This is a genomic window from [Acidovorax] ebreus TPSY, assembly GCF_000022305.1.
Lineage (GTDB): Bacteria > Pseudomonadota > Gammaproteobacteria > Burkholderiales > Burkholderiaceae_C > Diaphorobacter > Diaphorobacter nitroreducens.
This window is the reverse complement of record NC_011992.1, coordinates 1,971,465-1,985,187: the sequence shown is the minus strand read 5'-3', so window position 1 is coordinate 1,985,187 and position 13,723 is coordinate 1,971,465. Positions and strand designations below refer to the sequence as shown.

The following is a 13,723-nucleotide window of genomic DNA, read 5'->3' as shown; positions in this document are numbered from 1 at the left end:
CTTGATTCAGTACCGTGACGGGTGCAACTTTGATGTGAAGTTCAGGCCAGACGTTGACTTACCACCTCAATGACGGGGGATTGATGCCAAAAGCTGTCGGAGACACAGAGCTTGTCATTCTCCACGTCAAATCGAAGAACTTCCATCCGTAACCCAGGCCCCATTTCAAACATCGGCAGCGGAACATCAAACCCCGTCCAGGCTGGATAAATCAGCGCCAGCTTGCCCTGCCCCGTCAGATAGCGCTGACCATAGGCCAGCATCTGATAGAAATCTCCCTGGGCCAGTCCATAGTTGTTGGCGCGGTTGTCTGCCTCCAGTCGCTTCCATTTGGTGTCCAAAACCATCACAGCGGCACCGTTGTGGTTGCGCAGCAGCAGGTCAGGGCGCAACTGGAACATCCGGCGCCCGTCATGCCAGCAAAGGTACTCGCTGGCAGCCTGCGCAGTCAGGCATAGATGCTGCGGCAGGTGCTTAAGTAGCCAGCGGGCCACGTAGGATTCGAAGAGCTTTTCCATCGGAAACAACAGGCTTAGCCCCTGTTGGTCACCGGCAAGCGCAACGGGCATGCCTTGCCCCAGCACCAGTTGGCACCATGGATAGATAGGCTGGTAGTGCGACATCAAGCGTGTGCGGGACCACGCCCGCCAGTCCTGTTGTGGCTGTGTGCTGGCTGGCACCTCGTGAAGGCGGGCACTCAGCTCCTGGGCCAATCGCCAGTTGTCGGCCTGGTTGGTTGCGTGGCGCACACGCTCCAGAGCCAGCTTGAGGAGACGGTTCTCCGCCCGGTCTGGCACGAAAACATCATGGCGCACATGGAAGTGATGGGCGCGTCCAGGAAGCTGACGCATTTGGGCGGTCGTGTGAAGTTGGCCCCGCAGGTAGGGCAGCTCTTCCTCCACGCGCACATAGTCTTGTCGCAGGCCTTGCTGCACCAATCTCTGCAAGCTCAGCAGAAATTGGCGCATGACCCATTCGGTCAGCGGTACATCAAAATGCTCAAGTGCAGCCTCCCCCGCTTCTTTTGCGGGGAGGTCCAACAGCGACGCAACCATCTTACGGAGCATGGCCCGGCTACAAGAGGCATCGTCTTCATGGTCATGCGTTTTCGGCAGGATTTCCAGCGTAGTGCCGCATGGCGTCTGAATCACGCCCACCAGACTGTCCAAGCGCAACCACTGCCGACCCTCCACCTCCAGAAGGCTTGCGCCTCCCGGGCGCAAGCGTGACTGCAAAGCGCAGAGCCAATCAAATGCTGTGGGGCTGACATGGTGGGTATCGAGGGTGTTAATGCAGCTACCAGTGGTCAGGCGTGCATGCTCTCGGACGGTGACCATGTCTGTTTTCACTGCGCCAGCACGCTTTCCTCGTCGTCCTCTTTGAGCAGAACGTTTGCATGTGACACCGCAGGGGCGCCTACCGCATTCAAAATTGCCGCGTAGCTGTCCAAGCGGTCAAACGCTTCTGCATTCACAGCCCAGCTTTGGCGGTGCCGAGGCACTTGCACAACTGCTTGCCACCATTGAGCGCAGTGATATCCAGGTCGATGCCAGTGGCAAGCCAGTGGATGGGCAGCTTGTGCACATAGTCTGTCCTAACCCCTGGGGGTACGTCTGACTCATATTGGTACGAGCCCGTGACTACGCCGACAGCCTGAATGGTCTTGACCGTCTTGAGGCAAACCACCACATCCCCTGGCTGCACGTTGAATCCAAAGTGGCGCAGCGAGCTTTTTTCCTTGCCGCCCAGTTCAGCCATCTTCTCAAAATTCTGCGTCAGCAAGTCACCGGCGTTCTCCCACCCAATGCGCGCTTCGCCGTGGTTAAAGCAGTAATTTCGCGTGACCCCGTCGCTTGCCGCTTCTTCGATGGACATCTTCCACACCGTTGCATCGGGGCGAATGCCGACCTGTGCCTCAGATACCTTATCGCGCTTTGCATCGTCGCAAATGCGCTTGAAGACGCCCGCCTCTACGCGGTAAGCCAGCCCACCAGGTGACTCGCCGTCCTCTTGCACGTCATCGGTTACAGCGCGGATGACCCACTCGTTCAGGGTCTGCGGTACACAGCCAATCTTGGGGGCGATGGATTCAATGGCGGCCCACAGCGATGGGTAATCCCCGCGCTGCTCCTGCACCATTCTCACTGCGCGCTCACGCACCTCGGGCGAGAACTTGTTCGTCTTCTTCATGGCTCAATCCTCTCAGAGTGTTGAGCCTCCTCAAAAACCGGGGCGATTCAGTGTCGAGACTGACGCCATTTTCCCTTCGGGTCGGCACGCGGCTGGAAATCGGGGGGTCGCGATTCTTGGTGTCCAAGTGCGAGCGGATGGCCTCTACCGTTGAACTGCAACTTGAAGGTTATGCAGGGCCCGCTTCGACTGTGAGCAGAAACGAGCTCGCGACCTTGGTGGCCAGCGAACAAGCTCGGATGTTGGACGACCTGGAAGAGCCGGAGCCTTTGGGGGTGCGTCGTCGACAGTGGACTGACATTTCGCACCTCTCCATCCCGCGAATGTTCGACTGGCACAGCAAGGTCTATTTACTGAAGGCGTTGTTACCGTTGGAGGGGCGCTCACCCAAATCAAAAGTTTTCAGGGAGACCCTCGCCCAGGCCAGCGCCGAATTGTCGGTTTGGCATGCCGAAATGGGGACTGGATACGCCCCTGACTGGTCGGCTTGGACGCTGTATCACGACATCTTGCGATGGCGCTATGCGGGTCACGACATGGCGGCCTTGCAGAAAAAAGGCGTTGAGTACAGCCCATGGTCCAAGAGTCGTGAGTTGTATGACCTTGCACGAGAAATTGCCGCCGAGGTACTAAATAAAGAACCTGCTGTTTCAGCGGCGGGGCTGCACCGGCAAGTCAACAAGGGGTTGGACAACCTGGAGATGCGGCCATGACCGAATTTTCTGTCTCCATGGAGTTCGTTCGTCAGCTCCTTAAGGCCCACGACAAGTTTGAACAGAAGAACCGCCTGCTTGGTCACCTGTTTGCGGTTCAAGACGTTCGTGCGATTGGGAAGCTGCACACATGGTATCCCGGCCAACGGACGGAATTTGATTTCACAAAGTACGGCGTATTTCTGTATCCCAACAGCAATTGGAATCAGCCGGAGCTGTACTTTGATGGCTTAGGTGTCGACCACACGTCCGGAGTAATTGGCAGTTTTGTCACGACAACCAGTCCGACGTCGCGCGATATTGTCCGGTTGTATAAGCGCTACGTCATGCCAAAAAGCACATGGCTGCCATCGAGTCTTTCAGACGTTGCGCAACTGTGGGATGTGTTTGGCCTTCCCCATTTGGTGGCCATGGACAACGGTGCAGAGTTCATCTCGAACGCTACGACCATCATGCTGTTGATGTCAGGCGTCGTGATTTTGCGTATTCCGCCGCGGCGCGGGGACTTAAAAGGCACCGTGGAACGATGCATTAACACCGTGGAGTCTCGGTACATCCATCACATGCCGGGCTACATTCCCAAAGTCGCCGTGGGGCTCAACCCTAAATACAGCAAAGTCCGTGAAAGGGCCAAGAGCGCTGCACGCTTGACAGTACAGGAATACGAACACCAGTTGGCGCAGCACATTATTGAATACAACCACGAAAAACACCCGCACCTGAAGATTCCTCGCATTCATGTATATCGAAATGGTCTGGAAATGGCTCCGCCGCTCCTTTTGACTGGCCAGATTCAGCAACGACTGACCTTTGCCCTCACTTATGAGGTGAAATTAACGCGGGAAGGGGTGGAGGTGGAGACCCTGCGATTCAACAGTGAAGACCTTCACGCCGCATACCGAAGCTACAGCGGAACAGTGGTGGTCAAGTTAGACCCAGACGATGTTCGGTCGGTGCTGGTCATCGTGCCGCAATATGCCGAGCCGATTGAGGCATTTCTGACCACATATTCACTGTCAGAACGGTCCGGTCTTGAACTGCTTCAGATGGCAATCAAGGCCAATAGCAACGCGAGTGCGGCGGCGCAAACCGGTAAGCCCGTCGCTGCTCCGATGCATTTTGGGTCGGTTCTGGCGGACCTGCAAGAAGCCACCGAGCTGCGGATTGCTGGAACCACAGCACGTAAAGAAATCCAGGCCGTGACCCAGGCCGCTGCCATGCCGCCAGCGGCCCGCCCGCCTGCCGCCCCGTCGCTTTCGTTGGACGAACTCTTGAAGGGGTCAGAGCTTGACGACGAAGCCTGAATATTTACTCACGTTCCAGCGCGACCTGCTCGACAGCGTTTTGATGTCGTACGAAGAGCTGCTGCGCGGCCGGAACTCCCAAGGTCTGATTCTCATGGGCAGTTCAGGCGTTGGCAAAACCCATGGTCTGGATGTGTTGGCTTCCAACTTCCTTGATTGGGTCCAGCGCGAGCCGTGGGCTGCCACAGCCGGGATACAGCCAATAACCCCTGTGTTGCGCTATGCGGCCGATGCCAAAGCGGATGCGAATTCAATGTTGACGCATCTGCTCGCGCGCCTGGGCAAAGTGGTGCTGAAAGAAAAACGGCCAGGGCTTGGCAAACTGGAAGCGGATTTCCTGCAGGCCATGCATGCCCGCCGTGTTCGGCTGTTAATTTTGGAAGAGTTCCACAACGCCATTTTGAAAGGCACCCCGCAGCTGCGCGGCCAAGCCGCACGCCTGCTGAAAAACATCTGGAACATGGCGCCCGAGGATTCCAGCCTGGGATGGTCGAAACCAGCTCCAGGCCGCGACGACTGGCGGGTCATCATCGTCGTGTCGGGCACCGAGGAGCTGTTGCCAGTTTTTGATAAAGATGCCGAGCTTAGCTCCCGCTTCAGCACCATCGTCCGTGCCCCACAACTCGGATTCACGCCTCCAGCGGCCTTCAAGGAGTTCAGGGGCGTGCTCAAGCAAATGGTTGCGCACGAGGAGTTGACTGGCTGGCTGGTCGCCAACGACAACGACTTGGCGGCCCGAATCATGTTGGCCTGCAACGGCCACTTGCGTCTGCTTGAAAAGTTACTCCAGCGAACAGCCACTTTATGGAACAAGGCCGGCAAAAACCGTGACCTTCCACCCCTGGCCTTGTTGGCCCAGGCTTTTCCGGCCATCAACAGCAGTGGCGCGACGAATCCATTTGAATTGGCGCCGGAGGAACTTCAGAACCGCGTGGCATCGGCCTTGCGTCAATCTAACAATCAACACAAGGACTGGTCATGACTGCAGGATTTTTGCCTGGCTGCTACAAAAACTTCCCGCAGGAGACGGGTGAGTCACTGCCAGGCTACTTGTTGCGACTGTCTCACGCGAACGGGTACGACGGCATTGCCGACCTCTTGCGGGCATGCACTGGGGTACGAAAAGCAAGTGCAGCCCAAATGGTTCACGCCTTGCGGCTGTCAGAAAACGACCTCAAAACGATGTCCCGGGTGGCCGTGGGCGACGACCGCCACCTCGTGCACCACCTTGGTTTCGCCATCATCGACGGGGCCATCGGCTTGCACAACACACGAGTGGATGACGACGCCTGGCTGGCAGGTCGTGCCCAAGTTTGCCCTCGTTGTCTGGCGGCGCGAGGCGTCCTCTTGGAAGAATGGGATTTCGCCCTGGTGACGGTATGCACGGAGCACGGCAGTCTGCTGCTTGACGAGTGTCAAGAGTGCGGCGGCGCCATCACTTGGAATCGGTCCCACCCCAGCCATTGCGAGCATTGCGGCGCCGACTTCAGGCACGCCAACGCCAATGCCGCACAGAGCGCAGAGGTCGACGTCGCGGGCGACTTTGCTGCCGTGGCACCGTTTCGTTTTCTGGGACATGGCGCTGAAGGCCTGACGCAGCAGTGGGACGCAGGATTTCGGATATTCAAAGGACTGGCACTGAATCGCCGGCACTGGGCTGCGGTCGAAGTCCCACCAAAGTACTTGCGGGACATGAGTTTGTCCGAGCGCCACCAAGTCACTCAACTGCTGGCCCGGGTTCGTCACGACGGCAGCTACCATCTGCCTGCACTTGCTGGGCACACAGAAACCATCCTTGAGCCGTTGCGTTCCATCCCCAAACCAACCGCCATCCGAAAACACGCGATGCGCATATGGCAGGGTGAATTGGGTATTCCGCGGCCGTTGGCCGAGGCGTTGTCGTACTCAATGCCGTTCAGCGATGAGCCACCGGGGCATGAGGTTTTCCAAGGACGTCCACCGTCGTTCTATTCAAACGAAGCCGTTGCGGATTTTCTGGGCGTCAGTGGGCCCACCGTCCACGCACTCATCAAAGCCAGAAAAATTGCCATTCCAGCTATGGGTGAGGCCTTCGACATTGATGAACTACTCGGGGCCCAGCGGTTTTTGAGCGACGGTCTGCTGACTCCCGCTGAACTGGCTATGTTGCTCGGCATCCCCCTGTTCGGTGCTGATGATGCTGGCGAGACCGGTTTGCCATCGTGGAATCCCAGAAACAACTCGGACAGGCGCATCGAGCTGGGGGTTGTCATGGAATACCACTTACAGCTGCTCGCCAAGTTCGATGAACATGTGCCTTTGGCCGGGATGGTCTCGCTTGGAAAGCTGGCGACTCGGACGACAAAACCGCTCGACACATTGATTCGCGGCGTGAAGGTGCTGCTGAGCGGGGCTGTTGGCTCGTTTGCCTGGAGCCGACCATTTAGGTGGGCTGACCTGCTTGTTCCAGAGGATGAAGCAAATTTGATATTGGCTGGCGCACAGCAGGCCTGAAATACCGCGATTGGTCAGCAGGAGTAGGCCTGGTAAGCGGCATCAAAAAAATTCCTAAGAACCCAGGAATTCAGTCGCTGCCCAATATTTCGTGGACACAATTCCTGCTATCGAAGGAATATTTTGATAATTCCTCTTACTTCCGTCCAGTCCGTCGGTGTTGCGATTCGCACGATGCGTAAGCGTGCCAGAATCCGCATCGACGATTTTGCTCTCACTGCAAGTGTGAGCAAGCAGTTCATGACAGACCTCGAAAATGGCAAAGACACTGTACAAATGGGTATGGTGCTCAGTTTGCTGCAGCGCATGGGCGTTCGCGTCAGCTTGGAACTGCCGGACGAGGTTGCCAACGTTTTTCACGCCGAGTTCGACAAAGTGACTCGCCGACGTTCACTTAAAAGCGCATCAAGGTCCAAGCCTGCTCAAGTCAGTTCAAAGTTTCCCTCTGCTCTGGATAGTGATATTCCCACTATGAGCGAACCAACTCACACAGAGCTACCCGACGTTTGGGACAGTTTCTTCTTGGGGCCCCCTGGGGTCAGTGAGGACTATTTGCCCGAGCGCGCCACGCAGAATCAGCCGGAGCGGGATGCCCTCTGATGCTGGGCTACCAGCTGGACACAACCGTCATCTATGTCCTGAAGTGGCGCCCGGGTGACGTTTCCAACAGTGAAACGAGGGGGGGTTTGACTGGCCCTGTTGGACCAATCGCCTGCTACGGTGACACGGCACCAATTAAAGCGGGGTGACGTTGGGGTGTTGGTTACCAAAAATTTGGCCCCGTCTGACGGTCGTCACACGGGGCCAAACGCAAGCTATTGATTTTTAAAGACTTTTGAAAAAGCGCTTCGCCAGGCGAAGAAACACGCGAAGTTTCGTAAGTCGTTGATTTTCTGGCCAACGGGTTACCGAAACTTTGTGGCCCCTACAGATGGCGTACCGAAAAACCGCACGCAGCTCTGGTGGCACCCTGATTCTTCAAAGCGCGCATCCTCTGCACAAAACAGCGCATGCAGATTAAGCACCGCAAGCAGTTTCTGTGGTGGTTTGGTTGGGCGTACCCTTCAACCCCAGTTTGGCCAGCAGTTGGGTGTCGGCCTCTACATCCGGGTTGCTCGTCACGAGCAGCTTGTCGCCATAGAAGATGGAATTGGCACCCGCCAAGAAGCACAAAGCCTGCACCGCGTCGCCAAGCTGCTGGCGGCCGGCGGACAAGCGTACGCGAGCCTTGGGCATGGTGATGCGGGCCACCGCGATCACGCGCACGAAGTCCAGCGGGTCCACCGGCTCGCTGTTGGCCAACGGTGTTCCGGCAACACGCACCAGGCTGTTGATGGGCACCGACTCCGGATACGGGTTTAGGTTGGCCAACTGCGCGATGAGACCCGCGCGGTGCACCGGCGCTTCGCCCATGCCAACGATGCCGCCGCAGCACACGTTGATGCCTGCGTCGCGCACATGGCGCAGCGTATCCAGCCGGTCCTGGTACTGGCGCGTGCTGACCACGTCGCTGTAGTACTCGGGGGCCGTGTCCAGGTTGTGGTTGTAGTAGTCCAGTCCGGCATCCTTCAGCGCCAGGGCCTGGTGCGACTGCAACATGCCCAGCGTGGCGCAGGTCTGCAGGCCGAGGTCCTTCACGGCGGTGATCAGCTCGCTCATCTTCTCGATGTCGCGGTCCTTCGGTGCTCGCCAGGCGGCGCCCATGCAAAAGCGCGTCGCGCCGGCGTCCTTGGCGGCTTGCGCTGCCTGGGTTACCTCCTGCACGCTCATGAGTTTTTCGGCCTTCACGCCGGTATCGAACTCCGCCGACTGGGGGCAGTAGCCGCAGTTTTCCGGACAGCCGCCTGTTTTCACGGACAGCAGCGTGGCCAATTCGATGTCGCCCTGGGGCCAATGTGCGCGGTGCGTGGCCTGCGCGCGCCAGAGCAGTTCCATGAATGGAAGATCGAGGAGCTCCTGTACCGCTTGAATGCTCCAGCCCTCCCCTCGCTGCGTCGCAACACTCTCGGCAACGCGAGGATGAAACTGCAGGGTCTGGGTTGTATGCGGGGCTGTCGTGGCTGAGGTCATCAAATTTCTCCGGTTCTGCGGTCGCCACTGCTGGGCGCTGCTCCTGATTGTGTAAAGGCTTGAGTGGTCTGTGAAGGTTTAGCGTTCAAAAAGCAGGATGAAAAAAGATGTGCCTAAAAGAAGCGTATTTGCGTTATTTTTAATGTATCTTGAAAGCATATAAGTGAAAAAGCGGGAATGAAGATGGAGGAAGCAAGTCATGTTGTTCATCTGCCATCAACTCCCATTTAACTCCCCTTAATTACCAGAAACACCCTGCTGTTCTTGCTGAAGATGCGGCATGACCATAAAAAAAGCCCTGGTCGCATGGACCAGGGCTCTCTTGTTTTTCAGCAGTCAGGCGGTTGCGTCGAAGTTTGTCTTTTTCAACCCAACGCCGCGATCACCTCGGGCGGCGCCTGCACCAGTTCGATCAGGACACCCTCCCCGGCGATCGGGAATTCGTCATTGCTCTTGGGATGCAGGAAGGTGATGTCGTAGCCCGCCGCGCCTTTGCGGATGCCCCCGGGCGCAAAGCGCACACCCTGTGCGGTCAGCCATTCCACCGCCTTGGGCAGGTCATCGATCCACAGGCCGATGTGGTTCAGCGGCGTGGCGTGCACGGCAGGCTTTTTCTCGATGTCCAGGGGCTGCATGATGTCCACCTCCACCTTGAAGGCGCCCTGCCCCATGGCAAGGATGTCCTCGTCCACGTTCTCTCGCTCGCTCTGGAAGGTACCCGTCTGCGTGAGGCCGAGCATGTCCACCCACAAGGTCTTCATGCGCTGCTTGTCGGTGCCGCCGATGGCCACCTGCTGGATGCCCAGCACTTTGAAGGGGCGTGTCATCCATTTACTCCTTTATTGATAGCTGCTAGCGCTTGCAGGGCAAGCGTTAGATGCTGTTTTCATTGAAATTCCAGGATGACCTGATCCACCGCCAGCGATTCGCCCTTGCCCGCGACGATCTTGCCCACCACGCCGTCCTGCGCCGCGAAGAGGATGTTCTCCATCTTCATGGCCTCAATCACGGCCAGCTTCTCGCCGGCCTGCACCTTCTGGCCCGGCTGCACCGCGACGTCCACCAGCAGGCCCGGCATGGGCGACAGCAGGAACTTGGACAGGTCCGGTGGCGCCTTGAAGGGCATGAGCTGGTGCAACCTTGCGCCCAGCGGCGACAGCACCAGCGCGTCGATCTGCGTACCGTTGTGGCTGATGCGCAGCGCCAGCGGGTTCTTGGCCGTACCGCGCTCCACCTGCGCCGTGAAGCCCTTGCCGTTGCACTGCCCCTGCACGCGGATGTCGCCCAGGCCGGCCGTACTGCTGATGCGGTAGGTGGTGTTGCCGATGGTCACGGCGCTGGAGCGGCTCTCTGGCTCATAGTCGGTGACCGTCACTTCATGGTGGATGTTGTTGCCCTGCGCGCCCAGCACCACCACGGTGAACTGCGCGCCCACCTGCACCTCATGACCCGTGAGCTGGCCGCTGATGCCCGATGCACGCGCGCGGTAGCGGCGGTTCATGTACGCCGCCAGTGCCACCAGGAACAGCGGATCGTCGTGCGGCACGTCTTCGGCGGCGAAGCCCTTGCTGTAGTGCTCGGCAATGAAGCCGGTGTTGAACTGGCCGGCCACGAATTTCGGGTGCGCCAGCAGCGCCGCCTGGAAAGGGATGTTGCTGCTGATGCCGCGGATCACGAAGCCGTTGAGCGCGGCGCGCATCTTCTCGATGGCGTCGTTGCGGTCCTGGCCGTGCACGATGAGCTTGGCGATCATCGAGTCGTAGTACATCGGGATCTCACCGCCTTCGAACACACCCGTGTCCACGCGCACGCCATACTTCTTGGTCGTGTCGCCCTGGAACATGGACTCCTCCGGCGCCTGGAAACGCACCAGCCGTCCGGTGGAGGGCAGGAAGTTGCGGAACGGGTCCTCGGCGTTGATGCGACACTCGATGGCCCAGCCGTCGCGCTTCACGTCTTCCTGGCGGATGGCGAGCTTTTCGCCGGCGGCCACGCGGATCATGAGTTCCACCAGATCCAGGCCGGTGATGCACTCGGTCACCGGGTGCTCCACCTGCAGGCGGGTGTTCATCTCCAGGAAGTAGAAGTCCTGGTCCTTGCCGACCACGAACTCCACCGTGCCGGCGCTTTGGTAGCCCACGGCCTTGGCCAGGGCCACGGCCTGCTCGCCCATGGCCTTGCGGGTGGCGTCGCTGATGAAGGGGGATGGCGCTTCCTCGATCACCTTTTGGTGGCGACGCTGGATGGAGCATTCGCGCTCGTTCAGGTAGATCACGTTGCCGTGGGCGTCGCCCAGCACCTGGATCTCGATGTGGCGCGGCTCCTGCACGAACTTCTCGATGAAGATGCGGTCGTCGCCAAAGCTGTTGCGCGCCTCGTTCTGGCAACTGGCAAAGCCTTCAAAGGCTTCCTTGTCATTGAACGCCACGCGCAGGCCCTTGCCGCCGCCACCGGCCGAGGCCTTGATCATCACCGGGTAGCCGATGCCCTTGGCGATCTCCACCGCGGCCTCGGGCCCGGCGATGGGGTCGTTGTATCCGGGGATGGTGTTCACGCCCGCCTGGTTGGCCAGCTTCTTGGAAGCGATCTTGTCGCCCATGGCGGCGATCGCCGCATGCTTGGGGCCAATGAAGACGATGCCCTCCTCCTCCACCCGCTTGGCGAAGGCTTCGTTCTCGGACAGGAAGCCGTAGCCTGGGTGCACGGCCTGCGCGCCGGTCTGCTTGCAGGCGGCAATGATCTTGTCGGCCAGCAGATACGACTCGCGGCTGGGCGCAGCGCCGATGTGCACGGCCTCGTCGGCCAGCTTGACATGGCGCGCGTCCTTGTCGGCGTCGGAGTAGACGGCCACGGTGGCAATGCCCATCTTCTTGGCCGTGGCTATCACGCGGCAGGCGATTTCGCCTCGGTTGGCAATCAGAATTTTGGTGAACATGACGAGTTCCTCAGGAGGGAATTCAAAAACCGGTTACTAAAACGTGGGGGCACTGCGGACGCAACTGCTCCACAAACCGCTGCTTCTCGCGCGGCGATAGCAAAATGCTGCGCCCTCTTCCATAGCGGATGCGCAGGCGGTCCAGCGAAAGCGCGGGCGAAGACACCCAGCTGCGCGAGGGCGACACCTCGGTCACCTCGGCCAGCGCGATGCGCCAACAAAATGGGCCGCAATGCACGCGCAGCGTGTCCGCCGTGAACGTGTAGTGGGTATCGAGCAGCAGCCAGATCGGCAGAATCAGCGTGGACGCGAGCACGATCCCGAGCACGGCCACCTCGGCCGTTGCGCCCGAGCGCAGGGCCGGCGGCAGCGCCATGCCGACCGCGGCAAGGCCGGTCACGGGGCCGATGGCCAGGATCCAGGCATCGACCCGGGAGAAAAATACGGGGCGGGTGTGCGTCATTGCCGGCCTGGCCTGCTTACAGCGGAATGTTCCCGTGCTTGCGCCACGGGTTATCAAGCTGCTTGTTCTTGAGCATGGCCAGGCTGCGGCAGATGCGCTTGCGTGTCTCATGCGGCAGGATCACGTCGTCGATGAAGCCGCGTGCGCCGGCGACGAACGGGTTGGCAAAGCGCGCCTTGTACTCAGCCTCGCGGGCGGCCAGCTTGGCGGGGTCGTTCTTGTCCTCGCGGAAGATGATCTCCACCGCGCCCTTGGCGCCCATCACGGCGATCTCGGCGTTCGGCCAGGCCAGGTTCACGTCGCCGCGCAGATGCTTGGAGCTCATCACGTCGTACGCGCCGCCGTAGGCCTTGCGCGTGATGACGGTGATCTTCGGCACCGTGCATTCGGCGTATGCGTAGAGCAGCTTGGCGCCGTGCTTGATGATGCCGCCGTATTCCTGGCTGGTGCCTGGCATGAAACCGGGCACGTCCACGAAGGTGATGACGGGGATGTTGAACGCATCGCAGAAGCGCACGAAGCGTGCGGCCTTGATAGAGCTCTTGATGTCCAGGCAACCCGCCAGTACCAGCGGCTGGTTGGCCACGATGCCCACGGTCTGCCCTTCCATGCGCGCGAAGCCAATGAGAATGTTCTTGGCGTAGTCGGGCTGCAGCTCAAAGAAGTCACCGTCGTCCACCGTCTTGACGATCAGCTCCTTCATGTCATACGGCTTGTTGGGGTTGTCGGGCACCAGCGTGTCCAGCGACAGGTCGGCGCGGTCGGCCGGGTCGTTGCTCGGGCGCACGGGCGCCTTTTCCTTGTTGTTGAGCGGCAGGTAGTTGTACAGGCGGCGCAGCATCATCAGCGCCTCCACGTCGTTCTCGAAGGCCATGTCGGCCACGCCGCTCTTGGTGGTGTGCGTGATGGCGCCGCCCAGTTCTTCGGCCGTGACTTCTTCGTGCGTCACGGTCTTCACCACTTCGGGGCCGGTCACGAACATGTACGAGCTGTCCTTGACCATGAAGATGAAGTCGGTCATGGCCGGGCTGTACACCGCACCGCCCGCGCAGGGGCCCATGATCATGCTGATCTGCGGGATCACGCCGGACGCCAGCACATTCTTCTGGAACACGTCGGCATAGCCACCCAGGGAAGCCACACCCTCCTGGATGCGCGCGCCGCCCGAGTCGTTCAGGCCGATCACCGGCGCACCGACCTTCATGGCCTGGTCCATGACCTTGCAGATCTTCTCGGCGTGGGTCTCGGAGAGCGCGCCGCCGAACACCGTGAAGTCCTGGCTGAACACGAACACCAGGCGGCCGTTGATCATGCCGTAGCCGGTGACCACGCCGTCACCGGGGATCTTGGTGTTCTCCATGCCGAAGTCCGTGCAGCGGTGCTCCACGAACATGTCCCATTCCTCGAACGTGCCGTCGTCCAGCAGCAGTTCGATGCGCTCGCGCGCGGTGAGCTTGCCCTTCTTGTGCTGGGCGTCGATGCGCTTCTGGCCACCGCCCAGGCGGGCGAGTTCGCGCTTTTTCTCCAGTTGATCCAGGATGTCTTGCATGGTCGC

12 protein-coding genes and 1 pseudogene are annotated in these 13,723 nt (G+C 59.6%); 5 read left to right on the top strand and 8 right to left on the bottom strand.

Annotation, left to right across the window (positions count from 1 at the left end):
• Positions 1-41: 41 nt before the first annotated feature.
• The 3 genes and pseudogenes from DTPSY_RS09355 to DTPSY_RS09350 all read right to left on the bottom strand — a co-directional run.
• A complete protein-coding gene (locus DTPSY_RS09355) occupies positions 42-1,337 on the bottom strand; it encodes an McrC family protein (RefSeq protein WP_015913385.1) in 1,296 nt (431 codons plus the stop codon).
• A gap of 133 nt (positions 1,338-1,470) precedes the next feature.
• A complete protein-coding gene (locus DTPSY_RS18830) occupies positions 1,471-1,875 on the bottom strand; it encodes a DUF8426 domain-containing protein (protein ID WP_491066608.1) in 405 nt (134 codons plus the stop codon).
• 126 nt (positions 1,876-2,001) lie between these two features.
• Positions 2,002-2,190: pseudogene (locus DTPSY_RS09350) on the bottom strand (IS3 family transposase); the annotation flags it as partial.
• A gap of 137 nt (positions 2,191-2,327) precedes the next feature.
• On the opposite strand from DTPSY_RS09350, the gene DTPSY_RS09345 reads away from it, so the two are divergent.
• The 5 genes from DTPSY_RS09345 to DTPSY_RS18550 all read left to right on the top strand — a co-directional run bounded on the left by DTPSY_RS09345 (position 2,328) and on the right by DTPSY_RS18550 (position 7,300).
• Positions 2,328-2,903, top strand: coding sequence for a hypothetical protein (locus DTPSY_RS09345; protein WP_041838841.1), 576 nt, complete (start codon positions 2,328-2,330; stop codon positions 2,901-2,903).
• Positions 2,900-4,207, top strand: coding sequence for a TnsB C-terminal domain-containing protein (locus DTPSY_RS09340; RefSeq protein WP_015913382.1), 1,308 nt, complete (start codon positions 2,900-2,902; stop codon positions 4,205-4,207). The genes DTPSY_RS09345 and DTPSY_RS09340 overlap by 4 nt, the downstream gene beginning before the upstream one ends.
• Positions 4,191-5,189, top strand: a complete 999-nt coding sequence (locus tag DTPSY_RS09335; RefSeq protein WP_041838839.1) for a TniB family NTP-binding protein — start codon at positions 4,191-4,193, stop codon at positions 5,187-5,189. The genes DTPSY_RS09340 and DTPSY_RS09335 overlap by 17 nt, the downstream gene beginning before the upstream one ends.
• Positions 5,186-6,700 (top strand): TniQ family protein, encoded by a 1,515-nt coding sequence (locus DTPSY_RS18055; RefSeq protein WP_015913380.1) that lies wholly within the window; start codon positions 5,186-5,188, stop codon positions 6,698-6,700. The genes DTPSY_RS09335 and DTPSY_RS18055 overlap by 4 nt, the downstream gene beginning before the upstream one ends.
• Positions 6,701-6,940: 240 nt before the next feature.
• Positions 6,941-7,300, top strand: a complete 360-nt coding sequence (locus DTPSY_RS18550; protein WP_238526520.1) for a hypothetical protein — start codon at positions 6,941-6,943, stop codon at positions 7,298-7,300.
• Between the two features lie 417 nt (positions 7,301-7,717).
• Here the strand turns inward: DTPSY_RS18550 and bioB are convergent, their stop codons facing one another.
• The 5 genes from bioB to DTPSY_RS09295 all read right to left on the bottom strand — a co-directional run bounded on the left by bioB (position 7,718) and on the right by DTPSY_RS09295 (position 13,717).
• Entirely contained in the window at positions 7,718-8,770 is a 1,053-nt protein-coding gene (bioB, locus tag DTPSY_RS09315) for a biotin synthase BioB (RefSeq protein WP_015913378.1), read from the bottom strand.
• A gap of 365 nt (positions 8,771-9,135) precedes the next feature.
• Positions 9,136-9,597, bottom strand: a complete 462-nt coding sequence (locus DTPSY_RS09310) for a VOC family protein (RefSeq protein WP_015913377.1) — start codon at positions 9,595-9,597, stop codon at positions 9,136-9,138.
• Between the two features lie 59 nt (positions 9,598-9,656).
• On the bottom strand, positions 9,657-11,705 hold the full coding sequence (locus DTPSY_RS09305) for an acetyl-CoA carboxylase biotin carboxylase subunit (protein ID WP_015913376.1): 2,049 nt from the start codon (positions 11,703-11,705) through the stop codon (positions 9,657-9,659).
• 22 nt (positions 11,706-11,727) lie between these two features.
• Positions 11,728-12,168, bottom strand: a complete 441-nt coding sequence (locus DTPSY_RS09300) for a PH domain-containing protein (protein WP_015913375.1) — start codon at positions 12,166-12,168, stop codon at positions 11,728-11,730.
• 16 nt (positions 12,169-12,184) lie between these two features.
• Entirely contained in the window at positions 12,185-13,717 is a 1,533-nt protein-coding gene (locus DTPSY_RS09295) for an acyl-CoA carboxylase subunit beta (protein ID WP_015913374.1), read from the bottom strand.
• Positions 13,718-13,723: the final 6 nt, after the last annotated feature.